Genomic DNA, 23,757 nt, shown 5'->3' with positions numbered 1-23,757 from the left:
CTTCTATATATACTTTTTAGGAAACTATTTACTCCAGAGTTATCTCCGTTTCATTACTAGATTTCGTATTTTTTACTTTCTTATACTTCTTTATCGTACGATTAAACTTTTCAAATAAGTTTATAATTTCTTTATGCTTCTCCTTCAGTTTTTCAATTCTTCCTTTATATATGTATAAATCCTTCTCTATTGTATCTACTGAACTTTTACCTTGAATATTTTTTTCTAAATTCCCAGAACTATTTGTCGTATCTTTCAACAATACTTCCTCTAAATTAGTTAAATCATCAATTTTATTTTGGACTTGTTCAATCATATTCTCTAGATATAATATTTGGGCAATGAAATCATTTGTTATATCTTCAAAATCATTTGGACTATTTTCCGCAGATATAAGAAAATCTAATTGTTCTATTTTTTCTTTAATTTTGCTAAGAGGTATTCTTCTATACATATACTGTGGTTCATACTGAAGATTAAATTGCTTAATCAAAGTTTTACCTTTCATAAAGCGATTTTTTTCTGCTGAATCTTTATGGTATACATAGTAAGAACTAGTTTCTCTGAGAAATACTTTAACTTTTTCTTCTTCCATATTGATTTGAATATTTGGTACAAAAATAAGTCCTTCTTGTCGGATGCCGAACTGTACCTTAATGTACATTCCATCGTCTACTACTTCTTCTATTTGATTAAGATTCAACTCTACCTCAAACTCATGAACTGCATCCCTATTTCTCTTGAAATCTTGATAGGATTTCCATACCACCTCTTCTGTCGGCAACTCTTTTTCTTTAATTAGCTTTTCTTCATTGTAAAGTTCAACTAAATTTTTATTATCTAAGAGAACAGTTTCATTTTTGATATTAAAATAGTCTTGAAAATAACTAACACTATACCGATTCGTTTTTACCAATTCCTGCTCTGAAATCTTAATCTCATCAAATTCAAATAGAACATGTTTTTCTTTCGGAATTATTTTTAATCCAAAAAATTCTGCTTGTTGAATCAATTCATTCATATTCTTCATTTTCGGAAGTAAAAATTCTAAGATGTTTATGATTTCCCTTTGAACAAACTTTTTCTTAAAATAAATTTTATTATAAGGTTGTTTTCTACTCAATTTACTATCACGTACGACTTGTTTCATATTTGAATCAGTCATAAAAAAAGTAACATGCTTGTGTCTAAAATCAATTTTTAAATGTAAAGCTTTTGCTTTTTTCTTGAAATCTTCAAAATTTTTCGAGTTCTCGATTAGAAAATATACTCGTTGTTTTATTTCATATTTGTAATTTGTTTTGCGATAAACTTCATACTGACGATGCGAATAACGATTTTCTATAATTTTTGCCCCTGCAATTTTTGAAAGACGATCAGAAACCATTCGTAGATTGTGTTCTGCCTTATAATCCCATAGAAACTTTTTATCAGAATTCTGATCAATTGAATTTAGGATGATGTGATTGTGGATATGATCTTTATCGACATGAGTTGCTACAATGAAACGAAATCTACCTCCTGTCAACTCTTTAACTGTCTCATAACCAATCCGATTGATTAGTTCAGGAGTGAGATGGTCATCTGGAGAAAAGGACTGAATGATGTGATGAGAATGAATTTTTCGTTGATTTACTTCTTGCCTATCATGACGAAATTCATAAAGAGTATCATTACTTAAAAAATTATCATTGTACATCTTCACTAGTTCTTTATAATTAGGAAAATCTAAATAATTTCTCATACCAAAATCTGAAACTAGTGTTAGATTTTTTGTTTTACTTGGATTCAAAATATATTTGATTAGTTTACTACGATAATTTTTTCCATGAATCGCAAAGTGTTTAGTAATGATCATAAAATTTCCTCAATTTTTCAGATTGAATAAGAAAATCTTTCTCCACTTCTACTATTAACTCTTCTATACCTTTTCTCAACTCATTTAATTCAACTTTCGTTATTAAATTCGAATAATTTATGCTTCTGGTTATTTGATTAATATTATTTCCGATTCGTTTTAATTCAAAAATCAAATCTTGATAACTATTTGTATCAATGGTGATAAAATTCATACCAGGATCTAGTAGAGCTCGTCTAGCATATTCTGAGAATGATAAGCAGTTACTTTTTGAGATATTGTCATTCAATTTGACTAATTCTAGGTCAGATAAAAAGACTTTTTTTAAATTTGTTCTATATCGGTGCTCCACTCTACTACCTCATGTATTTGTTACGAAAATTTTCACTAAGAGAACTTGTTTTTTCTACCTCTTTAATTAATTCCTGAATACAAGTTAACAATATAGAAACATGTTCTTGAGTAACCTGATGATTTATTTTAGCAATTATTAATATTTCATGAACATCACGGCTAATTTGTTCCAACTTTTGTTTTTTCCAAAGGTTGAACCATTTTTCCATCTGTTTTTGTCCATCAGACAATAGTAAGCTTTTACGGAGAAAATCAGAAAAATTATCCTCTCCTTTCTCTCTCATTAAATCTAGTATTTGTTTTTCTTCCGTTTCTGTTAAGCGAAATTGTTTCCGAATACTACGTATATCTCTTTTCATATGGCTTTTCCTCCCTCATAGATACTTGTACTGACTATGTAAGCTTACAGACACTGTCAGTACATTTTTCAAAATAGCTTCAACATTTTTGTAAGGCTTTGCGAGCTCAGATATTGTGTCCACAATATCCCAAAAATCATATCGCCAACCTATCAAAACCTTCTAGTTTTAGCAGCTAACGATAAGATAACTTGGTGGCTTCGCCCCCAAACCCCAGTGAAGATTTGAGGTTTTATTTTCTTAGGAATGATATAAGAATAGCAGAGAAGCTTTGGAAAAGGTATCACAAATATTGTGACAATATCTTCAATGATTTATATATAATTTCGTACCCTTCATCATTCAAACCTACATTTTAAACAATAGCTTATTCAAGAATACGCCTCTGTAAAAATTCAAATGTACCTAAAATACACTTTATACTTCCATTATTTTTGATAATAGTTCCGTTTATTCGGGTGTTCGTTCTTTACAATTTTGATTCGTTCCGTTAAAATATAATAGGAGGTGTAATAATGAAATACTCTATTGAGATTGGTAAAATCATAGAAGGTGCTTTAAAGCATGATCAAACCAAAATTTTTAACTATACAAAACAATTGATATCAAAACTAGAAAAAGATGGTGATTCTCGCTCAGCAATTAAATTTCAGCGGTTATTATCCACTCAAGCCGAGTCTACTCTGACTCCAATGAATAGCGTTAATTCTATTGATATTCCTGTTGATACTGAATCAAGAATGAATCTTGCTGACATTATTTACCCACATCAAAATAATACTGAAGTTATTCTTTCAAAAAGAAATGAAGAAAAATTAAATTCCTTTATTTTAAGTTATCAAAACGCCGATAAACTTAATTCTATTGGAATAAATGTATCCAATTCACTACTGCTGTATGGACCACCTGGATGTGGAAAAACCAAGAGTGCCTACTTAATTGCTAAAAAATTAAATTTACCACTCATTGTCGCTAGATTAGATAGTCTAATTTCTTCATATCTCGGTACTACCGCTAAAAACATTCGTAGTCTATTTGAATTTGCGCAAAAAATGCCTTGTGTATTATTTTTAGATGAATTCGATGCTATTGCCAAGGCTAGAGACGATAATAACGAGCTTGGTGAGTTGAAAAGAGTAGTTAATAGCCTTTTACAAAATATCGATACGATGAGCAACGACAGCTTAATTTTAGCAGCTACTAATCATCAGCAGTTACTTGATTTAGCAATATGGAGAAGATTTGACTATAAATTAGAAATAGAACTGCCTGATAAAACTGCTATTGCAGAATTGATTACACTATTTTCCAATGATATATATAAATTTAACCAAAAAGAAATTTTAGAAATTTCAACTTTATTTGATGGACAAAGCGGTTCTGATATAGAAGATATTATTACCAAAGCAATAAGGAACTCAGTTATACACAATTCTTCTTTTAATTTATCTAGCATTTATGAAGAAATGTTTATTACGAAAAATATCATCCCTCAAAACTGTGAAGATTCTCGAGAACTATTAAAGATTAAAGCAAAGTATTTACGAGAAAAAGATTCAAAAATATTTAGTTTACAAACTATTGCAGATATTTTAGGTAGTTCAAAAACAACTATTCAAAAAATGGTGAAAGAGGTTTAATCATGAGCGAGAACAATCTACCAATAAAATTAGTTCTTCCCAAAACAACTGATATTGTCCCAAATATTGGGGGCGGAGATTTGAAATTTTTTGGAAAAGTAACTCCGGAGTTAAAAAAAGGTATAACCGATAAGTTCGAAGAGTTGTTATCTTTTTATTCAGATGTTTTTGATGAAAACGAAGCTATCCCTGCTGTGGGAAAAATAACAGTAAAACCTGAAGCTATTGCAAAATCACATAAACCCTCTGATTTATGTAGAAATTGTAGAATTATTGGCAGCGAGGATTTAGACGAAATATATATTAAAGTAGACAGAAAGAACATTCACAAAACAATAGAGATGATTGAAAATCCGCCATCAAAAAAATTTCAAGCCAACATGACTGCAATAGTTAATATTCAACCTATTAAAGCGGAAGAAAAAATTTCACCGACACTCCAATCTATTAAATCGGAAGACTTTAACTCTATTAATAAGCTTATTAAAATTAAGATCTTTGATTTTGATGATGACTTTGATAATGAACAAATTTGGGAATATGTGATACAAAAATTACATTTACTCAATTTTGAAGATAAATATGAAATTTTTTCATATGGTGATAAAATTAAATTTTTAAAAATAGAAGTCACTTCTTATAACGACATTATCAAATTAGCTTCTATTAACGGAGTAAAAACTGTTGATTTTTTTCAAGAGTACTCCCTTCCTCAGAATAATTTTTCATCTACTGAATTACAAATCTTACTAGATTCTGAATACAGGGATAGTGATGTTACTATAGGAATTATTGATGGTGGAATAAGTGACAATAATCCATTTTTATCACCTCATATTGTTGCACGAGAAGAATATGTAGATAAAATTTATCAAAATCCACAACATGCCACATTTATAGCATCTACTATACAATATGGAAATGTTTTAAATGGTATTCCTGCTTCTACTGCTTATCGATTTAAATTTGTAGATATCGTTGCAATTCCAAATAGTGATACAAAATTTGGATTAACTGATTCTATTACAGAAGATGATTTAATGGTAATTATTGAAGAAGTAATGGAGAAATATTCGTCTACTACTAAAATATGGAATCTGTCTCTAGGAATTGAAAAAAAGCCTTGTGATGATTCAATGTCTGATTTAGGTGTGTTTTTAGATTACATTCAAGACACCTACCATGTGCAAATCTTTGTTTCTAGCGGAAACATAAATAGTCTTCCTCTTCGGAATTGGCCACCTCAAAGAGATATTGGAGAGCATGACCGACTTATATCACCAGCTGATTCTATTCGAGCTATAACTGTAGGTTCTGTTGCATTATTTGATTCTATAGATTCAATTGTAAAATTTAATGAACCTTCTCCTTTTAGTCGAAGAGGACCTGGCGCTAACTATATTATTAAGCCTGATATCGTTGATTATGGTGGTAATTTTTCTACTTCATATAAAATTGATGGTTTAGGAGTCAAAGGTTTGGATTCAAGTGGGAAAATAATTGAAGGAAATGGAACAAGTTATTCGACTCCCCGATCATTGCAAAAGTATGCTTCTATATATGAAGAAATGGTGGAGCCTGATTTACTCCTCTCTAAAGCAATGTTAATACATTCAGCTAGGATGAACTCTCGTGAGTTATTAGACGAACATCCAGACAATATTAAATATTACGGATTTGGGATTTCTTCAGCTGATACAAAAGATATTTTGCAATGCAGTAAAGATTGCGTAACTCTTATTTTCAAACAAAAAGTATCTCAGGGAACACATTTAGAAATGTATGATTTCCCATATCCAAAGTCCCTTATCAAAAATAACAAATATATTGGTGAAATAGGAATGACCCTTGCCTACTTACCACCTTTAGACCCTAAATATGGTCGTGAATATTGTAGAACTAATATTGATGTCAGTTTTGGGACATATTCATACACAGCTGGTGGAAAAATTAAATATAAAGGTCAGGTTCCACTTGAATCAAAATGGGATGAAAAATTTGAAGCAGCACAAGTTAAGCATGGATTTAAATGGAGTCCTATAAAATCTTACTACAGAAAAATAAGTAAAGGAATTAACTTAGAGGATGGATGGAAACTACGAGTAGATTTAACTCAACGAGATGGATTGTACGTACCATCTCAAGAATTCGTTTTAATTATTACTATCAAAGATTCAAACGGTAATGATATTTATACAGAAATAACTAACGCTTTAAGAGAGAGAGGTTATATCACTAACAATATCGAGACAAAATATCAAATTCGTCAAAAACAATAGAAGGAAAGGTATTTAACAACAAATATCAGACAAAAAGATTAGACATTCTACAATGCCTAATCTTTTTTACCCATTTCTCGGTTTTTTTGCCTGTTTAATGCTCTATTCCCTTCTCCAACTGCTCAATTTTCAGTTTATTTTTCGCTTCCTGGATTGACCTATCAAGACTTTGTTCCTCAATAGTTATATCGTTTCGAGATATTTCTACTCTATCACTAGACTTGAGACTTGTATCAAAAACCAAATCTAGGAGTTGTTCTACTTTGGTTAGCTCATTATCTGAAATCTCTTATAGTCGATGAATCAGTCATTTAAATTGATCATGGTTCTGTTTTTTCCTTTGAAAGAATTTCATTATATTCTCATTGAATAATCATGACCACCCGTCCAACGGGTAGTTTGTACCAGGGCTATAAGCCCAAATTACCAGCCAGCGCCTAAAGACGCCGGCTTTCACGTTGTTGAATCCTTATTGCTCTTGACTCGTCACTTGCCTCTCAAAGAGGCTTTAGTATTACTTGCCACTATCCCTAAAGGGATTCTCATATTCTTTTACACTTAATTTATCTAGTGCTATATCATGCTTTACTAGTTCTCAAATTTTCGTACTCGTGAAGAAATTATCCACTGGATAATTTCTTTACTCTTGAATATATCTCTTAATTGTGGCTTCATTAAGCCCTACTGTACTTACATAATAACCTTCCGCCCAGAAATGCCGATTCCCAAACTTGTACTTGAGATTAGCGTGTTTGTCAAACATCACGAGTGCACTTTTTCCTTTTAAATAACCCATGAAACTCAAAACACTTATCCTTAGTGGAATACTTACTAACATATGTACATGGTCTGGCATTAAGTGACCCTCGATAATTTCAACTACTTTATAACCATACAAGCGATGAAATATTTCCCCTAAACTACTTCGATATTGATTATAGATAACTTTTCGTCTATACTTAGAGGTGAACACAATGTGATACTTACATTGCAACTTTGTGTGCGATAAACTATGAGCCTTTTGTGCCATATTTTTCTCCTTTCGCTTTACAATTGGCTTGAATACCTTTATTGTATCGCATTCGGAGTTTTTTTTGTCTCGCACCTAACGGAGCGAGACGGACTGAAAGTCACATAATCAAAAAACGCATAATATCAAGTGTTAAAAACCTTGATACTATGCATTTTACTGTGGAAAGATTTACTTCATTTTCTCCTGAAGTTGAGTTTTTGCCCAGCCTCAAAGTTGAATTTACAGTTTAACAACAAAATTATTTAATAAAGCCATTAAATAAATAGATAAACCAAAGCAATACTTTCAAGTAGCCAAACCAGGGGGATATATTTATTTAGTTATTGCTACCTAATCCTGTCTGGATCCACAAATAATCTAACTTCTCCAGTTTGATCATCAACAATAGCTTTTACTTCAACCCCCTTTTTTATAAACCCGTTAGAGGAAGTTATATCAAGCCTTAGTCGAATAACATCATCTGAATTACCAAACCCACTCGTTAAAGTTCTAAATGTTTTTTTCATAATAGATTAATCACCTGCACTAGATAGTGAAGAAGCAGTTGATACAGAGCTACCACAACTACCAGCACATGCAAAGCTACCTCCAGTCGCAAATGAGCCCGCAGTAGTGAAACCTGCTAACTCCGCTTCATCAAATTGTTCTTCTATATAAACATCTTCCATAACACTGGGATTAATAGTAGATATAGTAGTGTTATAAATATTTTCCATTTTCAATACCCTTTTTCTATGATAAATTATGCAAACTAACCGAAGGACGATGCACTGCCTCCGCTTGAAGCAGTAGCTGCACAACCTCCAAAAGTCGATGCAGAGGAGAATGTTGAAGCAGAACCCCATGTTCCAGCCATATTATCCATTTCTAACTGTTCCTCTACAAAAAGATCCATTGAACTTACTGATTCAATATCAATAATATTTTCCATTTTTATCCTTTTCTAAAATATTTTACCGATGTCATTATTACCCATAACTAGAAGCTGACGAAAGTGTAGCAACCGTTCCTGGACAAGAACCTGAACTTGCTGAGCTAAAAGTACCAAATGAAGCTGCCATATTATCCATTTCTAACTGTTCTTCCAAGAAAAGTTCTTCAGTAATAAATGGATTTATTTTTTCCAGAATCTGTTCTTCCATTATTCTATTTCTCCTCTCTTTATAATTTAAAAATACACTAACTGTTACATAAGATTATCACCGTTCTCAATTACAATTCACGTATTTTTAATCCCCCCCGGTACTAGCAGGTTAAAATAGAGTTTAACCTGCTAGCACCGGGGGACATTTATATTGTAAGATAAGTTATTTTTTAATAGGGGATATTTTCAAATTTTCTGAATTCTTCTTTTTTCCAAACAATAAATCGCTAAAGTGAATACAAAAAACAAGATAAACAATAAAAAGAGAGAGAGTTCTTTGGATAACCATATTTTTTCACTTATATTCATTTCGAATAAAATAAAATCATTCAAAATTATCAGAGGATTCCAAAAAAGATACTTATAAAATATCGTGACTTCCTTCCCTAATAAACTAGCGAATAAAGTTGGCATTGATATTGAAAACATTAATATCAAATTCACAGGGGTCATGATTGCATTAACTTTAGATATACTCTTAATAAATAAAGAGATTAATATTCCCAATGGATACATCACTATAAAAATAATATTTGAAGCTATACTAAGATGGATAATGTGAGAATACATATTTTTCACGAGTGATAGGAACAAAAGCAAAAGAGGTAATTGGAATACATTAAACAACAAGAGCATAGCTATAAAAGTACCAATATAAAATTCTAGATTACTAACATCAGTATGTGATAAGAAATTAAAAAAATTTGTTTGTCTTTTTTCTGTAAAACTACTAATGTTTAATGTGAAAGAGAATGATAAAACGAGTAACATCAAACTCATGGGTAAAAATTGCCCATAGAGTAACAAACTTATAATATCTGTGTCTGTTAAAAAATTTTTAATCACTAGACCAACAATTAAAAATACGGTAGACGGAATAATTGAACTGATAATGATTCCATAATTTCTCATATTTTCTAAAAAACTAAATTTAGTCATTCGTAGTATTTTTGTCAATATCTAATCCTCTTTTCATATATTGTTTTCCCCGTAACTGCCAAATATAAATCTTCTATGGTATTTACTTTATAGTTAGCGAACAGATTATTATAGTCTCCACAACACTTGACATTGCCATTATCTAAGATTATCAAATCACTCGTGAATAACTGCATATCCTCTAATTCATGACTAATAACAATGAATAACTTATCAAGATAATTTTGGGATAAGTATTGACTGAGCTCTTTTTTCTTTTCAAAATCCAACTCTGAAAATGGTTCATCCAAAATTACAATTTTCTTATTCATCACTAATGAAATAAATATTGATAGGGATTTACGCTGTCCGCCTGATAAAGATTTCACCTTTTTCCTTAAAATATTATCAATCTCAAGAAAATTATAAAGATCTTGATCAAACCGATACGACGAGACTGAAGATTTAAAAAAATTGATTACTTCTGACACTTTTAAATTTTCTAGTATATTAAAATGCTGAGGTTGATAAGCTATTTCTCTATTAAATTGAATTTTTTTATTATAAGTAATACTGCCCGTATAGCTTATATGTCCTGCGATACAATCAATTAAAGTAGATTTTCCTGATCCGTTTTTTCCAAGTAAAAAATACCTCTTACCTTTTTCCAATTCTAGATTCACATCCTTTAAAGCAACTGTGTCCTTATATGTTTTAACAACATCAGATATAACTAATTTTTCCATTTTTATCCCCTATTCTACTGCAAACGCAAAAACTGGCATTTGGGTATTCAAAGAATTCTTAGTCAGACCATAAAATTCAACAAGTGTAATCCCCGCAAAAACTGTTCCTCTAGTTTCTTTTCGAGTAGCTAAAATTGATAACTGATGTCCAAGAAATCCGCTGATAAAGAGAATATCCTTGTAGAAAACTGTATCAACATTCTCCAAATTTTGAGTATTCCACAAGAAAAAGATAACAACAGTTGCATTGTGCATTTCTTCTTGTATATATAGCGAATCTTTAGTAATCAAACTTTCTGATATAATTTCTTCAATATTCTTATTAATAATTTTATAAACTTTTCTCTCTCTCGAAATCATTGATTTATTATCTACGAAACAAAAACTTACATCATCTTCACTCAAAGAAAAAAGAGAAAGGTTTTGCTTGAAATGTTCATAATAATCCATTAGGTCTTCTAAAGTAGATTTTGGAGCTACATTCTTAGAAAACTCTCTAAAAGATTCTCTTGAGTTTAAAAATCGTTCTCCAATCTTTACATAATTCTCTTCAAACAAGCATGAATGTAATAATCTTTTTTTATCAAGAGAAACTCTAGTTTCTTGTGCAATTTTTTTAATCATTTTTTATCCCCACTACATATCCAATACTTTCACTATTATTAGTCGTTGAAAAACATTTTAGCAACTGCTCCTCATCAAATTCAAATACGATATCTATCGAAACGTTATTTGAACTTGCTTTTTCAAGAATATAAGATAGAGCTACTCCAAGATTTAAGTTTGCAACTTTAAAAGCGAATTCATTGTATTTAGATGCAATAACAGATATGTCACTTACAGGTACGACAATACACTTATACTGATGCGAATCATGCCGAACAATTTCCTCGATACTCGGATTATCCACTTTGTCGTTAATTCTATAATAGGATTTATCTATATTTGAATAAGAGTAGACCCCTCTACCATACAGCTCGTCATCATCATAATTTATGATATATAACAATGTTGAATTTAGACCGCCTCCAGTTGGACTAAATTTTTTATTACTATTTTCTTTAAAATCAGTAATACTCTTTATAAGGTTATCAATGTTAGAAGATTTAAATTTTTGTTCAACAGGTAACTTCTCCCAAAAACTCGAGGTGTTATTGTTAAATGTTAGCTTTAAATTAGAATCTTTATAGTGAACTAAATGATTATTTTTATTAAGATATTTAGTTGCAAGAAATTTACAAGAATCCTCATATTCAGCTATAATTTTACTTACACCAATAGAATTCTTAAAATAAGGAATTTTCGTAGTACTACTTAGTTCTCCATTAGCATCGATAATATAAAATCGATCTACAGGAATTGTTTGGCTACATTCCATAAAAAAACTAATAAACATAGATGCTATTTGACTACACCAATTCAATTCATTAACAAAACTGTTACTCTCAATGTCCGGCATATACATTGACGGTTTTACTGCCTTATCAAAAAAAACCGGACCAACTTGTAAATAGTCTCGTTGAATACCAAAATAAATCACTTCATTATTTTGGTAGTAATTTTCAATAATTGTAGTATTGTTAATACATAAAATCAAAGTATCAATATCTATATCATTTGCTGAATCTATAATGTTAAAGCCTACCTCCGTAAAAAGGTCAGCTAATTGGGAAACAAGTTTTTGAGAGTGAGATGAAATAAAAATATTTCTTTTTTCTAAAGAAACTTTATAATCAGCTAGGGAACGATAATTCTTATGACGAGACAAGGAAGATAGCAGACTTTTATCATTTAAACTCAACCTTTCATAATCTACATAATCTACTAAGCATGATTTCATATACAAAAGCTGTAGAAATTTGAATACAACATCTTCAGATAAAGACGTTTTTTCTAGAATTTCAAAAACAGTATGTTTCTTTCGGATTAATGGTATAACCTTTGAAACAACTTCATATGTTTTCTTACCATTAAGTTTAAATGGCCCATCAACAGAACCATAAAAAATATAACCTGAATCTTCAAAAATAGAAATAGTTGGCAACAAGAACGGATACTTGGGGAACTTTACCATAGGATCATTAAAAAAGCTTATCATAAGAACTCCATTTCATCAAATAATTCATCAATTTGGTAATCATTAAAATCACAATTAGGACACTTGGTATATCCTATCTGATAACTTGTAAAAAAAGTATTCATATCAAAAGAATATACTAAGATGTTTTGACATAATTTGTTGTTTGATTTTATAATATATGAGAAAAGACTTCTCATAAAATTATAAATAGTTAGTTTTCTAACCATTACTGGATTGAAATTAGTTTGAGAAAAAATACAATCATACATCGGACTAACACCAATAAATTCTTTCATTCTACTAAGCATACATTTCCCACAAACTTCCCCTTTATGATAAGACTGCTTTAATATTCCGCCTACGTAAAATTTACTAGAGTCTATAAAAATCGGAATGATGATCCCAGTATTATAAATACTCTGATTTTCAAAAAAATTTAATGGCATACCATCAAAAACAAGGAATAATATATCACTATCATAATGCGGTTTTTCAATTTTATAAGCTTCATACAAAACGGTATCACCTTGATTAGTAAACACTTTCTGTGCTTCATTATAAAATTCATTAAGGACATTACTGATTCCCGAAACGATAACTTTCATAAATGTTTGCTCTCACTTTCTACTACGAAAAGGGTAGGGGCATTAAGTTCAGTTTTTTAAATTCATAATGACCCAACTTCTCTATTGAATATTCTTTTATGCGTTTATGACATAAAAATCTACTTCTATGAACAAATGAAATTGGTTGCAGAGAAGGGATGTTTACTTTAACAGCTTTTATGCCTCTCTCTCTACATTCACGATTTGTTAAGTCTGTGATATAAATACTTCTATTTTTCAACAAACCTTTGATATATTTTAGTTCTTCACCCTCATTCTCAAATATATTATTGAACTTTTCATCAAAAACAATTTCTTGAGCTGTATTAAAAAAGTTAAAATAATCCTGATTTTTTTGATGAGCCATATATAAGCCACCTTGCTCCACAGAGACAAAATCATTATAATCCTGATTAATAATATCTGGGAAAAATTTACTAGATTCAACCATACTATAGATTACTGAAATTAATTCCTTTTTTAGTTTTTTTAATGCTTCCATCGGATTTATATGAGTAGCAAACATCAATACTGTAGAAATATTTTGATTATGATAACTTTTGGCTTTTAAGCAAAATGTATATATGCCGTCAATAGTTGAGACATCATATAACTCTGTATTTCCCAAAAACTCATTATCGAAAACATTAAAATCTAATCCATATGGCTTATTAGTTATTCTTTTCCCTGGATACTGTAATAACCATGTTAAAGCAATCGCATCCCTTTCAATTACTTCATAAATTCCATTCAATATAGCAAGTGTATAAGTATCATGTACGGACATACCTGTTGATATTGGATTGGTAATACCCTCCCCATTAAATAGGCGATTTGTGTATAAAGAAACGAATTCTAATGGGATATATTTCTGACTTTTACTTTGTATCTCAATAGATTGTACCCATCGCAATAGCTTTTTAGAGCTAAATTCATTATTAATGGAAGCTGGCTCGCTTATTTTTGAAATAGTAGGGAACTCAACCATATCTGCTGCCAAATCACCTAGAGACTCTGCATCAGATACAATACAACGACTGGTATTTATACTATTAGCTATACGTTCAATAGCTTCCATCTCTGAAAGAAATATCCCTCTATCTTTATCATTAAATGGGCTTGTTCCAGCCCCTGACATAGAGGAAGGAAGCCCAGGATATCCTTTTGTTGATACTCTACTTAAAAATAGTCTCACATCACCTTTAATTCCTCTAGGTGAAATTAATTCTTTATGTTGAATATTAATACCTTCCATACTCTACTCCCTTGTGTTCATTTAAAATTTCTTCAAAAAGATTTACTTCATCAAAAATTGTGTATCCTAATTTGTTAAAAGTCATATGACAAATTTTAAATAGTAATGACTTGTTGATACTTTCATAATCCAAATTATTCCGGATAGTCTCAGTTTCCTTAATCCAATATTGATTCAGTATTTCAAAATAATCCAAATCTCCAAAGTCCTCATTGAAATTTGAAGCAACTGAGTTAAATTTTCTTATAAAGAAAGAGTCTTTCCAAAAATCTTTATATTTTTCTAAAAAATGTAGTGTATCATCTGCCAAAATTTCAACAACAAAATTAAAAATCGCTATTTTAATAAAGTTAAAAGACGGTTTATATATTTTTTTTTCAATAATATCTCTAGATAGGATGGCAGAATACTCCTCATAAGTATCTAGCTTTTCTCCTAAAATATTGTATTCAGGATCATATAACTTTTCTAAAACAATGTAATCATTGAAATCTTTTGATAAATTATCGAAAACCACATTTTTCTTATTTTTATTTTCTAAAAAGATTCTCAAACGGACATGAAATCCTTCCACATCGGTATAATAAATAAAAAATTTTTTTATTGATTTATATTTATCATTTGAAATAGTTACGAAAAAATTTATTGGTTCTATACCATAAATATGAAAACTATACCACATACTAATAACCTTCTATTAACCAAGCTACATATTCTGTTGTCTTACTTTCAAAACTATTGGGAAGAGCTACATGTAAATCGTAATCCCTCTTATCTAGAATAGTTTTTAAAATAGTTAAAGAGTTTGAAGAATCAAGTGAAAACCAAACTGGTTTGCTATTCCTAAAAGAAGATTTTTCTGTTAAAAAAAATTCTTTTGGTAGTTTATTCTCCTCAAAAAAATTATGAATAAATACATAAAATTCAAAATTTGTTTTATGGCTAATATTTTGAAAATATTTTCTAGATAAAACCTTCTTCTTTCTCTTTTCATCTTTACTTTTTTTCATTCTTTCATAGTTCACTTTATACGGGTGAATGATTTCTAGCAATAAGCGTTTAGTTCCAAAAAATAAATGATAAGGAACCGCTCCAGTATAAATAAGATTAATAGGCTTGCCTTTAAATAAAAATTGTAATCTATTATCCTCAATATGAAAACTTAAATCTTTAATATCATATGGCCAATAAAGCTTCGGAAAATTAGAAAAACTTTCACGAAGGTTATTTGAACTTTCAGAATCTATCACTAATTCATACACCTCGGCTTCGTTATTGAACAACTTTTGAATATTCTCATGATACTTTTGAAAAATATCAAAGTTATAAGATTTCAAGTATGACAATTCTCTTGCAAGAACCCCTACTCCTATATTTATATTATTCTCTAAAATCAACCCATCATTGGTTTTTTGAAAAAAAACTAATAGGCTTTTTTTTACATCAGAATAGGTAATACTAGGTTTTGTGTGAGTAATTAGCTCTTTAAAATGATTATTTATATAGTCTAACAGTTCTAATACATTTGTATTTCCAAACTTACTTGATACTTGAACCATACAAGTTGTGTAGAGCTTTGATAAAGTATTTTCCTCAATAAAATCCTTAAAACATTCAACTTCTATATTGAATTCTTTGTCAACATTACCTAATGAATAAGAATTATGGTAAATAAGGGGGACGCGAGTTATAAAATCTTTAAATCTTTTTTTTATTGATCTATTGTCAATAAAATTAAGTACTTCATGAAACTCTTTTTTTATTATCTGCTCTATATCAGGATTAACTTCACCTCTCAAATAATCAAGCAGATTCTTTTTATCACTAAACATTCTATCGTTATACAACAGGGTTAGCAGATTTTGAGGATTCGTCAAATAATAATTAAAGTCTATATAAATCAACTCCGATGAAACTAAAAAATCAAAGTCAAAAAAAGGACTGTCTTTTAACATATCTTCAATATATTCACCATAAACTGAGTCATTATTATTAAACATAGTTTTAAATAACTCTATTAAAGATTTATGGTATGCCCTATCTTCCCGTTTTAATATCCATGATTTGTGTTGACTAGATAGAAAGTATTTCTCGTGTAAAATAAACATCTTACCTCTATCCTCAATCAATGAACTGAATCTATATCTTAATTTATACTTTGTACTATGTATATTAGATAGAGCAAATAGTAATATTGCAATGTAAATATTATTATTTTTAAAGCTATCAACTTTGTCTAAACCATCTCCCTCAAATACAGTTGTACCGAAATAAGATAGAGGGCTACATTTAACTGTTGCTCTTTGAATATAGTTATACAAGCTTTTCTCTTTCCTTATGCTTAATGTACCCTTATCTTTCTTTTCTTTATTTAATTCTTCAAAAAAATCTCTATTAGTGTAATTTAAAGCTCTAACAAACAAGGAATCATTCATAAAAAAATCATAATTATTTATTCTTTTTTGAAAAATTTCCTCCAGCTGATTCGTTAAAGAAACAAGTTTTTCTTTATAAATTTCTCTTTTTCTTAGTAAAGTATCAATCTCTTCAAATGAGCTAAAATTTTGCTTAATATTCTTATTTTGCGTTATGCTTCTCTTAAGCTTCATCAGTTTCTTCAAAGCAATCTTATTATTAATTTCATAAAATGATTGCATTTCAACATTCAAAACGGTTAATAGTTCATTTGTTATGGAATCCAATTTGTTTTCAATTGTTTTTATTTTTTTAAAATAGTCAGCGTCAATATCTATAAGCTTTTCCTTATCACTATTATTAAATAATGATTCTCTTCTAAAATACAATAGCATTACCCTCCTTTAATTATATATGTATATGCCATCCAAAATATGCTGAAATAAATATAAATAAAAAAAACTGTTGTAGCACCACCGTATAATAAGTATATGACATTCGTCTTAGTTATCTTTGTAAGCTTTTCGAATGAAGGGTGGAAAAAGAAATCTTTTGTATAATTAAGTGCTTTGCTTCTAAAGTTACGTTTTTTAAAGTATGATATTAAAAATAAATGAAAATCTGTTGGCAATAAAATATTGTAGTTCCAAAACGCTAAACCAAATTGAAAAAAAAGTACGTAATAGAAATAAACATTCTTTGATATTAAACAAATAAAATAATAAATTATTAATAGTAATAAATCTGCAACATTTCCAGCTAAAGCGATATTGGCTCTAACTCTATCCTTGCCTGTTGGCAAAATTTTTACAAAAGCAATTGGAAAAATGTAATATTTAAACTTAAACCCTATTTTTTTTACCTCAATCCCTTGTAACTTTGCTACAATAATATGAAAGTTTTCATGTATCAAATATATACCAGTATAAAATAACACTAATATATATATATATCCAATCCCTTCTATTTTGAGATTATTTATATCTGGTAATGGAAATTTAATAACTGCTATTGCTAAAACACTAAAGAAGATCATAAACATTGATATAAGCAAATAAAAAACGGTATTACTTGATAAATTACAATTAGGGTAAAGGCCATTAGTCCAGCTTAATTTTGCAATGGAAACATTCATATTTTCTTCTATATAATAACCAATTTCTTTCAAAGGTTGTAAAAAAATTCCTTGCTCTTCAAGTGTTCTTAGCCTACTTAAGTTGATATTATCAACATAGTATCCTGTTCCCTTATTTTTATTGATAAAAAATAACTGATTTTCTCCTAAATCCTCTATTTTAAAATTTGGGTTTATTAACATTGATAGTCCTTACTTTATATTTAGTGCAGTTAGCTACTGCCAGAGCTCAAATATTATACTTGCTTTAAGTTACTACAAATTGATTTATTCTTAATTTACAGATAATTATTAAAAATATCAATCCGTAGCTATAATTTTGATTAATCATGATTTTATTACACAGTAATAATTTTCTCTCACTGGAGAAAACATGTCACAAGTTTATGAATAATCAAAAAGCAACTGTACCTATTATAATATGTACTTCTGAATTTTGATTGACTATCCTTCATAAATCAATTCGGTTTTGAATAATTCATCTCTTATTTTACCATACTTTAAACCACATATCAATAATTTTGTTCACCTTTTCAAGAAATAATGAAAGAATGAGTTCGATATTTGCTCTAATCAATCATTAAATCTTAACATTTAGTTCTGTGAGCTTAACATTTCCGTTGTCTGCAGTTGATATCATATAAGATCTAGTTCAAATACTCATCAGAGATATCGGCTAAATCTGTTTTCTTTGGGAAATATTCTCTTAGTAAGACAGTTGTTTTTCATTACTTCCTCTCTACCAAGATGAATAGGCATCCGCAAAGAAAAAGGAAATTCCTAAGTTCTCTACCAAAGGATAGTAGTCTAACAATTTTTCCCTGTCTGAAGTGAAGGCTTTAAAAGACTCTTTGGGAAATAGCCTGCAAACTTGTTTGATGGCTGAAAACATGACTTTGGTTGGGCTATCTGGTATCTTGGAAACTAAGTAAAAACGAGTTTTTCGTTCTAGATAGAGAGATTAAATCCAAATCAAACAATCCAATATAGAGCCAGTTATAGATGATATCAAAAGCTACAATTGACTTTTGTCCAAGCTTATAGCGACAACAAATCTGTTCAGGCGACCAGAAGGATTTTTAACCGTCCTCAATTTCCCTTTTAAACTTTGATGTCAAACGAGACTTCCGAACTTTTGCTTAACTCTGTTGTCGTACTGTTCCTATGCTAATGCCGCGGAATAAGTATTTTTGTATCATCTTAACTCTCTTAAAATGATAGATTTATGGACGCCAAGTTTTCTTGCGATTTGACAAGTTTTCAAACCTCATTCTAAGTACTTTATTCGGTCGATTATGGTAATCTGGGAGTAGCTCATAGTTTTTCCTTGGTTTCTGTTTGTGCGGTTACTTACATTTTACATTAATAAAGAGCTATGATTTTTTTGTTGAACGATATTTTACAATTTATCTTGAACATAAATACATCACTTTTTAAACAAATAAACAAACTTTTTTTCAAGAGTACACTCCTATCCCATCTGTTTACTAGAATAGGTCGCAGTTCTCCTACATATCTGGGAATGAATTTCTAAAAATATATACACCAATCGCATTGTATCAATCCGTACGCCATTTTTAAGGTTAACCAGCAAGTAAGAATAAAGATGTTGGAATTTTACCGATAAAAATTGCATGTTATCTATAGTTAATTGAAACAAGCCATTGTAGACTATATTGATTACTACAACAATAAACGAATTAAGGGAAAACTAAAAGGACTCAGTTCTGTGCAATACAGAACTAAATCCTTCGGATAAATTATTTGTCTAACTTTTTGGGATCAGCACAGTATCAAGCTTTTCAACACTTGATACTATGCGTTTTTTTGATTCTAAAGAATTTCCGAACACCTCAAACAACTAGCAAAAGTTATAAGTAGACTATATTTTAAAACTCAAGATCTAACAACCATTTCAATTAGTCAAATCTTTCAATCTTTCTTCTCCAGATTTAAGCATCTCTTTTTCCACTTGATTCCATTCTCCAAATAGTAAATCATGAAGAACGGTTGCTGCTGAAGTTGTATTTTCTTTTGAATCATATACACAACTTCTATCTCGTTGATAAATTTGAATTCTTTCAAAGATAGCTAGTTCTTCCAATTGTCGTGTATTATCAACTAGATGATTTACAATGAAATCATGATGTTCTTTTGGTGTTGCGCGAGTTTGATTTGGATTAATAGCGTACAGTTCTTCGTATCGGATAAGAGTGCTCAGATAGGATAGCTTAGGTTTTGTCGCAATCAAGGCTAATTGTACTTCATATCCCTTATTTTTCAAGAGTTGTGCCGTTTTCTTCGGAACATCAATTGTTCGTAAAGTTCCCTCGATCAAAAGATTGTATTCCAAATGACTCAATTCTCTTACTAAAGACTCTACCATTTTCCCTGCAAAATCTTTGGTGTATTCTACACTATCTTTGCCATATTCTTGCTGAAGTTCTAAATAGTGTGGATGCTGAGAACGAAAACTATCGCCATCTATGATAACAATATTTCCTTGAAATTCTTTCTGTTTAATACGATGAATTGTAGTTTTACCAGCACCACTTTGCCCTCCAAGCAAAATCGCTATAGGTTGTTTACTGGACTTTTTTCCTCTTATCATCGAGCGAAGATTCCGTGCTAGAACATGTTTGAATTCACTATCAGTATAATCTTGGATTTCCATTAGGCTACCATCCGTTTTTCAGATATCTCTAACATGCGCTCAATTCCATCCAAATAGCCGCTATATCTCTCTATTTCAGCAAAAGTTCCAACTAGATAGATATTCGTATGAATCAAATCAGAAAGATCATCACTCATTAAAATCCAAGGATTAGATTCATCATCAATGCTAATTCCCTGACTATCTTGATAGCGATAGAGTCGAGATAATAGATTAGCACCTCTTTCTTTCACAATTTCAATTTTTAAAGTCAATTCATAATCTTCAACAGGATTGAGCATTTTATCTTCTCCTACAATATCGACATAAGATACATTAAACTTCTGACAGATGATATCTATTAGTTCCGTAGAAACTGAACTAGTGCCATTTTCATAACGACTCAAGCTATTTCGAGAAATTCCTATAATTCGGGCAAATTCGAGTTGTGTTAAGTCATGTGTTTTACGTAGGGATTTTATGTTCTTTCCAATCATGGCAAACTCCTTTATTTTTATAATTCAATTATAGCATAAAAAATCATAACGCACCAATTTTGGTGCGTTATTGACTATTTTTCCTAAACCTCTCTAAATTCTTCTCCAATTGTTCCTTATGAAGTTGATTCTTAGCTTCCTTTAATGTGTCGTCCAAAGTTTCTTCTCTGTAAGTTGCTTCTGTTTTTAGTTGTTCTGATCCTTGATCTGGAGTGAAAATGATATCTAGCAATCGGTCTATTTTTTCAAGATCTTGGACAGACATATCAGATAGTCTATGAATTAGTTTCTTAAATATATCACCATTGTCTTGGTTTTTCTTAAAAAATGTTGTAAACATCTATAACCTCTCAAAAAAAGCAGCCTATTAGGACTGCTTAATGTAATTCTGAAATCGCATCATAAATTGACTGCAATTTCTTATTATCTTTATTCTTTGTGTCAATTAACGTATGTAGCTCTTCAATTTTCTTTTGACTACTTTGAATATCGCTATTGTTATCCGCAATAAGTCTTTTAAGATGTTGCTGATAACTTGTAGTGATATCTGTCTCTTTTCCTGTTTTAACCTCTGTAACTTTGGGTTTAGAACTAGAATTTGATTCCGTCACAGGTGCTTGTTTTCGCTTTTGAAAAGCTGCTTCATAATTTACATCATTACCTCCTTGATGATTTCCAAATAAGGCCGCAATTTTATCTGGATCTTCTTGATTTTCTGATTTACTTTCTAATGGTTGATTAAAATTCCAATCTTTTGTCATTCACTCATTTCATCCTTTCTAAATTCAGAATCATCGAATTGTCTTTCTTTTCCAAAAGCATGATCAAGAGCTTCTTCAAAACTCATGTGACTAATGCTTTGACGCCTTTTGAACGTCGCAAACATCGCAGTCTCCAGCTGCTCTTTGTAAGCAGCTAGTTTTTCTGTCTCTCTTGCTACCTTGCTTTCTTGCCTAGTGACCTTTTCTTCTAAGCGTTCGATTATGGTCATATACGATCCTCCTTCATTCTAATATTAGCTAAAACATCTTGATTTTGTTATCACAATTCTAAACATTGAGAGGATTGTCTTACTGGTTGATTCCCCAATTTCTCTTTTGCAGTCTCAAGCATAAATTGTAAATCTGATTTCTTTTCTCTAAGGACATCATTCCAGTCTATTTTTTCTTTCCCATATTCATTATCAGGTAAATCCAGTAAAACAGGAAATCCTGATCTAGATAACTTATCAGAAAAATCTTTACCTGCATCATCACAATCTACTGCCAGTGTCAATAAATCAGGATGATTATCAAAATAGGTAGTGGTATCACGAATTGTATTGATCAAAGGCAATAACTTTGAAGGTGTTACTGTATCTAAAAATTCCAACTTCTGATTTTCTTCTGCTATCAGTCGTAAAGTTTGATAAGCCACAACAGACCTTTTTAATCCCTCCATAGATACCAAACGAACATCTGATAAACTTTGTTTGTGCAACTCGTAATAACTCATTAAGTCGATTAAAGATTCACAAAAGACAAGTCTATTTGGCTTACCAATGTCGAAGGATATTCCAACATGTCCATGGCTTCCTTTTAGAATTGTTTTTAACCTCTCTCTTGCGATAGAATGATTCTTATAAATCCCTTGTAGGCTCGCTGCCTGCAGTTTGTGACAATGATCAAAGCTTTTAGAAACAATAACAGGTTCAACTGTTTCATTTGTTTTCCAACTGGCTTGTGCTATCAAACCTTGTTGAATCATCTTTTGTACGATTTCTTCTGAAATTCCTCTACATTCTGTTAAGTAATATCTGGTCAAACGACAGTCAGAATCTTCTATTGACTTTAAAGGATAATAAAATGGTCTCTCTATATTGTCTTGAACAATGCCTTTTTGAAAAGGTTCTTCAGAAAGAAAGGCTAGAGCTTCTTTAAAGGATATTCCCTTAACTAGTCGAACAAAATCAATGACATCACCTTGAATATCTCTTGAAAACCATTTAAAAGTATTGGTAGTTGAAAAAATCCGGAATGAATCGTGTTCAGGATGTTCATAGACACGGTTAGAAACTTGTTTAAAGGAGATACCTAAACGATTGGCTACATCAAGAATTGAGATTTGCTTACATTCTTCTATTTCCATGCAATATCATCATTTTGTCGTAGTATTTGGCAGTGAGGGGACAGATGATGATTCTTCTAAAGTTTTGGGAGTGGCCTTATCTAAATCATCTAACCCAGATTTCCAAACCTGTACTTGATTAACCAATAACTTACCTGGTAGTTTCGAATAAGACAACTTAACCGTTCTGGTTTCTGTCTGATTGGTCTTTGATTGGTTGGCATTCTTTAAATCAGATACATAGGTTACATTATAAGAGACCATGGCAATGGCTTGATTCGTAGTCTGATTGACAAAGATATCAGCTTTTTCAAAATGATAATCCAAAATATAGTCCTTATACACTTGGTTCATGGCATCGTTTTGACTTGACAATTCTTGAGAATAAGCTGATTCAGTCATATAGGGCTGAATACGTGCATTATTTTCTCCGAGCTTTTCTTTCGTATAGTACTGCGTCAAAAATTCTTTTACAGTATCCGATGACAAAATGCTGGCTTTATCTTCTGCTTGTTTATCCTCTACAAGTTTAGCTGCAGCCAATTCAATCTCTTTAAGACTTTGTTTAGCAGTCGAGTGTTGACCAGCAGTATATCCCATCATGAGAATAAAACTAGTTGCAGCCACTGCTCCAACACTAATTAAGGCTTTAGTTTTGACTTTATTTAACATCTTAGACC

Annotated in this window: 25 protein-coding genes and 4 pseudogenes; 3 read left to right on the top strand and 26 right to left on the bottom strand. The window is 30.5% G+C overall.

The features are described 5' to 3' along the window. Positions 1 to 28 precede the first annotated feature (28 nt). The 3 genes from Q4443_RS00705 to Q4443_RS00695 are packed head-to-tail and all read right to left on the bottom strand — an operon-like array spanning position 29 to position 2,571. A complete protein-coding gene (locus Q4443_RS00705) occupies positions 29 to 1,858 on the bottom strand; it encodes an SAG1250 family conjugative relaxase (protein WP_303407833.1) in 1,830 nt (609 codons plus the stop codon). Then, positions 1,845 to 2,210: a plasmid mobilization relaxosome protein MobC gene (mobC, locus tag Q4443_RS00700; RefSeq protein ID WP_303407832.1), complete on the bottom strand. Its 366-nt coding sequence runs from the start codon at positions 2,208 to 2,210 to the stop codon at positions 1,845 to 1,847. Before mobC ends, Q4443_RS00705 begins: the two co-directional genes overlap by 14 nt. 4 nt (positions 2,211 to 2,214) lie before the next feature. Continuing rightward, complete coding sequence (locus tag Q4443_RS00695; protein ID WP_049519601.1) at positions 2,215 to 2,571, bottom strand: SAG1252 family conjugative relaxosome accessory protein; 357 nt, start codon at positions 2,569 to 2,571, stop codon at positions 2,215 to 2,217. A 515-nt stretch (positions 2,572 to 3,086) separates the two neighbouring features. On the opposite strand from Q4443_RS00695, the gene Q4443_RS00690 reads away from it, so the two are divergent. Together Q4443_RS00690 and Q4443_RS00685 are read left to right on the top strand one after the other, a co-directional pair. Continuing rightward, a complete protein-coding gene (locus tag Q4443_RS00690; protein WP_049519599.1) occupies positions 3,087 to 4,211 on the top strand; it encodes an AAA family ATPase in 1,125 nt (374 codons plus the stop codon). 2 nt (positions 4,212 to 4,213) lie between these two features. Next, the gene (locus Q4443_RS00685) at positions 4,214 to 6,490 is read left to right on the top strand and encodes a S8 family peptidase (RefSeq protein WP_049519598.1); all 2,277 of its coding nucleotides are present in this window, start codon (positions 4,214 to 4,216) and stop codon (positions 6,488 to 6,490) included. A gap of 66 nt (positions 6,491 to 6,556) precedes the next feature. Here Q4443_RS00685 and Q4443_RS00680 read toward each other — a convergent pair. From Q4443_RS00680 to Q4443_RS00605, 16 genes and pseudogenes are all read right to left on the bottom strand, one after another. Beyond that, positions 6,557 to 6,797 (bottom strand): annotated as a pseudogene (locus Q4443_RS00680) (hypothetical protein). A gap of 207 nt (positions 6,798 to 7,004) precedes the next feature. Next, positions 7,005 to 7,520: pseudogene (gene tnpA, locus Q4443_RS00675) on the bottom strand (IS200/IS605 family transposase). 329 nt (positions 7,521 to 7,849) lie between these two features. Beyond that, positions 7,850 to 8,029 carry a hypothetical protein gene (locus tag Q4443_RS00670; RefSeq protein ID WP_049519595.1) on the bottom strand — a complete coding sequence of 60 codons (180 nt, stop codon included), beginning with the start codon at positions 8,027 to 8,029 and terminating at the stop codon, positions 7,850 to 7,852. 6 nt (positions 8,030 to 8,035) lie between these two features. Continuing rightward, positions 8,036 to 8,239 carry a thiocillin family RiPP gene (locus Q4443_RS00665; RefSeq protein ID WP_049519594.1) on the bottom strand — a complete coding sequence of 68 codons (204 nt, stop codon included), beginning with the start codon at positions 8,237 to 8,239 and terminating at the stop codon, positions 8,036 to 8,038. A 35-nt stretch (positions 8,240 to 8,274) separates the two neighbouring features. Continuing rightward, positions 8,275 to 8,454: a thiocillin family RiPP gene (locus Q4443_RS00660; protein ID WP_049519593.1), complete on the bottom strand. Its 180-nt coding sequence runs from the start codon at positions 8,452 to 8,454 to the stop codon at positions 8,275 to 8,277. Positions 8,455 to 8,491: 37 nt separating this feature from the next. Next, complete coding sequence (locus Q4443_RS00655; protein WP_152903747.1) at positions 8,492 to 8,665, bottom strand: thiocillin family RiPP; 174 nt, start codon at positions 8,663 to 8,665, stop codon at positions 8,492 to 8,494. Positions 8,666 to 8,853: 188 nt separating this feature from the next. Then, the gene (locus tag Q4443_RS00650) at positions 8,854 to 9,606 is read right to left on the bottom strand and encodes a hypothetical protein (RefSeq protein ID WP_161800727.1); all 753 of its coding nucleotides are present in this window, start codon (positions 9,604 to 9,606) and stop codon (positions 8,854 to 8,856) included. A gap of 14 nt (positions 9,607 to 9,620) precedes the next feature. Then, the gene (locus Q4443_RS00645; RefSeq protein ID WP_049519591.1) at positions 9,621 to 10,331 is read right to left on the bottom strand and encodes an ATP-binding cassette domain-containing protein; all 711 of its coding nucleotides are present in this window, start codon (positions 10,329 to 10,331) and stop codon (positions 9,621 to 9,623) included. A gap of 9 nt (positions 10,332 to 10,340) precedes the next feature. Beyond that, a complete protein-coding gene (locus Q4443_RS00640) occupies positions 10,341 to 10,955 on the bottom strand; it encodes a hypothetical protein (RefSeq protein ID WP_049519590.1) in 615 nt (204 codons plus the stop codon). Next, the gene (locus Q4443_RS00635) at positions 10,948 to 12,429 is read right to left on the bottom strand and encodes a hypothetical protein (RefSeq protein ID WP_303407831.1); all 1,482 of its coding nucleotides are present in this window, start codon (positions 12,427 to 12,429) and stop codon (positions 10,948 to 10,950) included. The genes Q4443_RS00640 and Q4443_RS00635 overlap by 8 nt, the downstream gene beginning before the upstream one ends. Beyond that, positions 12,426 to 13,016 (bottom strand): hypothetical protein, encoded by a 591-nt coding sequence (locus Q4443_RS00630; protein ID WP_303407830.1) that lies wholly within the window; start codon positions 13,014 to 13,016, stop codon positions 12,426 to 12,428. Before Q4443_RS00630 ends, Q4443_RS00635 begins: the two co-directional genes overlap by 4 nt. Positions 13,017 to 13,038: 22 nt before the next feature. After that, positions 13,039 to 14,271 (bottom strand): YcaO-like family protein, encoded by a 1,233-nt coding sequence (locus Q4443_RS00625; RefSeq protein ID WP_049519585.1) that lies wholly within the window; start codon positions 14,269 to 14,271, stop codon positions 13,039 to 13,041. After that, complete coding sequence (locus Q4443_RS00620; protein ID WP_049519584.1) at positions 14,258 to 14,953, bottom strand: lantibiotic dehydratase C-terminal domain-containing protein; 696 nt, start codon at positions 14,951 to 14,953, stop codon at positions 14,258 to 14,260. Before Q4443_RS00620 ends, Q4443_RS00625 begins: the two co-directional genes overlap by 14 nt. Position 14,954: 1 nt before the next feature. Next, the gene (locus tag Q4443_RS00615; protein ID WP_303407829.1) at positions 14,955 to 17,081 is read right to left on the bottom strand and encodes a hypothetical protein; all 2,127 of its coding nucleotides are present in this window, start codon (positions 17,079 to 17,081) and stop codon (positions 14,955 to 14,957) included. Continuing rightward, positions 17,081 to 18,004 (bottom strand): site-2 protease family protein, encoded by a 924-nt coding sequence (locus tag Q4443_RS00610; RefSeq protein WP_303407828.1) that lies wholly within the window; start codon positions 18,002 to 18,004, stop codon positions 17,081 to 17,083. Before Q4443_RS00610 ends, Q4443_RS00615 begins: the two co-directional genes overlap by 1 nt. A gap of 467 nt (positions 18,005 to 18,471) precedes the next feature. Beyond that, positions 18,472 to 19,085: pseudogene (locus tag Q4443_RS00605) on the bottom strand (IS30 family transposase); the annotation flags it as partial. 387 nt (positions 19,086 to 19,472) lie between these two features. On the opposite strand from Q4443_RS00605, the pseudogene Q4443_RS00600 reads away from it, so the two are divergent. After that, positions 19,473 to 19,580, top strand: a pseudogene (locus Q4443_RS00600) (IS3 family transposase); the annotation flags it as partial. 156 nt (positions 19,581 to 19,736) lie between these two features. Here the strand turns inward: Q4443_RS00600 and pezT are convergent. The 7 genes from pezT to Q4443_RS00565 all read right to left on the bottom strand — a co-directional run bounded on the left by pezT (position 19,737) and on the right by Q4443_RS00565 (position 23,749). Next, positions 19,737 to 20,495: a type II toxin-antitoxin system toxin PezT gene (gene pezT, locus Q4443_RS00595; RefSeq protein WP_049519580.1), complete on the bottom strand. Its 759-nt coding sequence runs from the start codon at positions 20,493 to 20,495 to the stop codon at positions 19,737 to 19,739. After that, positions 20,495 to 20,971, bottom strand: coding sequence for a type II toxin-antitoxin system antitoxin PezA (pezA, locus tag Q4443_RS00590; RefSeq protein ID WP_049519579.1), 477 nt, complete (start codon positions 20,969 to 20,971; stop codon positions 20,495 to 20,497). The genes pezT and pezA overlap by 1 nt, the downstream gene beginning before the upstream one ends. 67 nt (positions 20,972 to 21,038) lie before the next feature. Continuing rightward, positions 21,039 to 21,311 (bottom strand): hypothetical protein, encoded by a 273-nt coding sequence (locus tag Q4443_RS00585; RefSeq protein WP_049519578.1) that lies wholly within the window; start codon positions 21,309 to 21,311, stop codon positions 21,039 to 21,041. Between the two features lie 37 nt (positions 21,312 to 21,348). Then, positions 21,349 to 21,732 carry a DUF5945 family protein gene (locus Q4443_RS00580; RefSeq protein ID WP_049519576.1) on the bottom strand — a complete coding sequence of 128 codons (384 nt, stop codon included), beginning with the start codon at positions 21,730 to 21,732 and terminating at the stop codon, positions 21,349 to 21,351. Next, positions 21,729 to 21,962, bottom strand: a complete 234-nt coding sequence (locus Q4443_RS00575) for a DUF5965 family protein (RefSeq protein ID WP_000152419.1) — start codon at positions 21,960 to 21,962, stop codon at positions 21,729 to 21,731. The genes Q4443_RS00580 and Q4443_RS00575 overlap by 4 nt, the downstream gene beginning before the upstream one ends. 50 nt (positions 21,963 to 22,012) lie before the next feature. Beyond that, positions 22,013 to 23,098, bottom strand: a complete 1,086-nt coding sequence (locus Q4443_RS00570; RefSeq protein ID WP_049519575.1) for a toprim domain-containing protein — start codon at positions 23,096 to 23,098, stop codon at positions 22,013 to 22,015. Positions 23,099 to 23,107: 9 nt separating this feature from the next. Beyond that, on the bottom strand, positions 23,108 to 23,749 hold the full coding sequence (locus Q4443_RS00565) for a peptidylprolyl isomerase (RefSeq protein ID WP_303407827.1): 642 nt from the start codon (positions 23,747 to 23,749) through the stop codon (positions 23,108 to 23,110). Positions 23,750 to 23,757 lie beyond the last annotated feature (8 nt).

Origin of the sequence: Streptococcus sp. GP0011, assembly GCF_030546305.1 — a bacterium.
GTDB lineage: Bacteria > Bacillota > Bacilli > Lactobacillales > Streptococcaceae > Streptococcus.
Note: the sequence above shows the minus strand (reverse complement) of the source record. Positions and strands in the feature narration are given on the sequence as shown.

Coding starts and splice junctions, on each gene's coding strand:
- Q4443_RS00615 (WP_303407829.1), bottom strand. CDS start 17,081: ATGCTATTGTATTTTAGAAGAGAATCATTATTTAATAATAGTGATAAG.
- pezA (WP_049519579.1), bottom strand. CDS start 20,971: ATGATTGGAAAGAACATAAAATCCCTACGTAAAACACATGACTTAACA.
- Q4443_RS00580 (WP_049519576.1), bottom strand. CDS start 21,732: ATGACAAAAGATTGGAATTTTAATCAACCATTAGAAAGTAAATCAGAA.
- Q4443_RS00620 (WP_049519584.1), bottom strand. CDS start 14,953: ATGTGGTATAGTTTTCATATTTATGGTATAGAACCAATAAATTTTTTC.
- pezT (WP_049519580.1), bottom strand. CDS start 20,495: ATGGAAATCCAAGATTATACTGATAGTGAATTCAAACATGTTCTAGCA.
- Q4443_RS00585 (WP_049519578.1), bottom strand. CDS start 21,311: ATGTTTACAACATTTTTTAAGAAAAACCAAGACAATGGTGATATATTT.
- Q4443_RS00690 (WP_049519599.1), top strand. CDS start 3,087: ATGAAATACTCTATTGAGATTGGTAAAATCATAGAAGGTGCTTTAAAG.
- Q4443_RS00635 (WP_303407831.1), bottom strand. CDS start 12,429: ATGATAAGCTTTTTTAATGATCCTATGGTAAAGTTCCCCAAGTATCCG.
- Q4443_RS00640 (WP_049519590.1), bottom strand. CDS start 10,955: ATGATTAAAAAAATTGCACAAGAAACTAGAGTTTCTCTTGATAAAAAA.
- Q4443_RS00695 (WP_049519601.1), bottom strand. CDS start 2,571: ATGAAAAGAGATATACGTAGTATTCGGAAACAATTTCGCTTAACAGAA.
- Q4443_RS00660 (WP_049519593.1), bottom strand. CDS start 8,454: ATGGAAAATATTATTGATATTGAATCAGTAAGTTCAATGGATCTTTTT.
- Q4443_RS00610 (WP_303407828.1), bottom strand. CDS start 18,004: ATGTTAATAAACCCAAATTTTAAAATAGAGGATTTAGGAGAAAATCAG.
- Q4443_RS00685 (WP_049519598.1), top strand. CDS start 4,214: ATGAGCGAGAACAATCTACCAATAAAATTAGTTCTTCCCAAAACAACT.
- Q4443_RS00670 (WP_049519595.1), bottom strand. CDS start 8,029: ATGAAAAAAACATTTAGAACTTTAACGAGTGGGTTTGGTAATTCAGAT.
- Q4443_RS00565 (WP_303407827.1), bottom strand. CDS start 23,749: ATGTTAAATAAAGTCAAAACTAAAGCCTTAATTAGTGTTGGAGCAGTG.
- Q4443_RS00625 (WP_049519585.1), bottom strand. CDS start 14,271: ATGGAAGGTATTAATATTCAACATAAAGAATTAATTTCACCTAGAGGA.
- Q4443_RS00705 (WP_303407833.1), bottom strand. CDS start 1,858: ATGATCATTACTAAACACTTTGCGATTCATGGAAAAAATTATCGTAGT.
- Q4443_RS00570 (WP_049519575.1), bottom strand. CDS start 23,098: ATGGAAATAGAAGAATGTAAGCAAATCTCAATTCTTGATGTAGCCAAT.
- Q4443_RS00665 (WP_049519594.1), bottom strand. CDS start 8,239: ATGGAAAATATTTATAACACTACTATATCTACTATTAATCCCAGTGTT.
- Q4443_RS00630 (WP_303407830.1), bottom strand. CDS start 13,016: ATGAAAGTTATCGTTTCGGGAATCAGTAATGTCCTTAATGAATTTTAT.
- Q4443_RS00575 (WP_000152419.1), bottom strand. CDS start 21,962: ATGACCATAATCGAACGCTTAGAAGAAAAGGTCACTAGGCAAGAAAGC.
- Q4443_RS00650 (WP_161800727.1), bottom strand. CDS start 9,606: ATGACTAAATTTAGTTTTTTAGAAAATATGAGAAATTATGGAATCATT.
- Q4443_RS00655 (WP_152903747.1), bottom strand. CDS start 8,665: ATGGAAGAACAGATTCTGGAAAAAATAAATCCATTTATTACTGAAGAA.
- Q4443_RS00645 (WP_049519591.1), bottom strand. CDS start 10,331: ATGGAAAAATTAGTTATATCTGATGTTGTTAAAACATATAAGGACACA.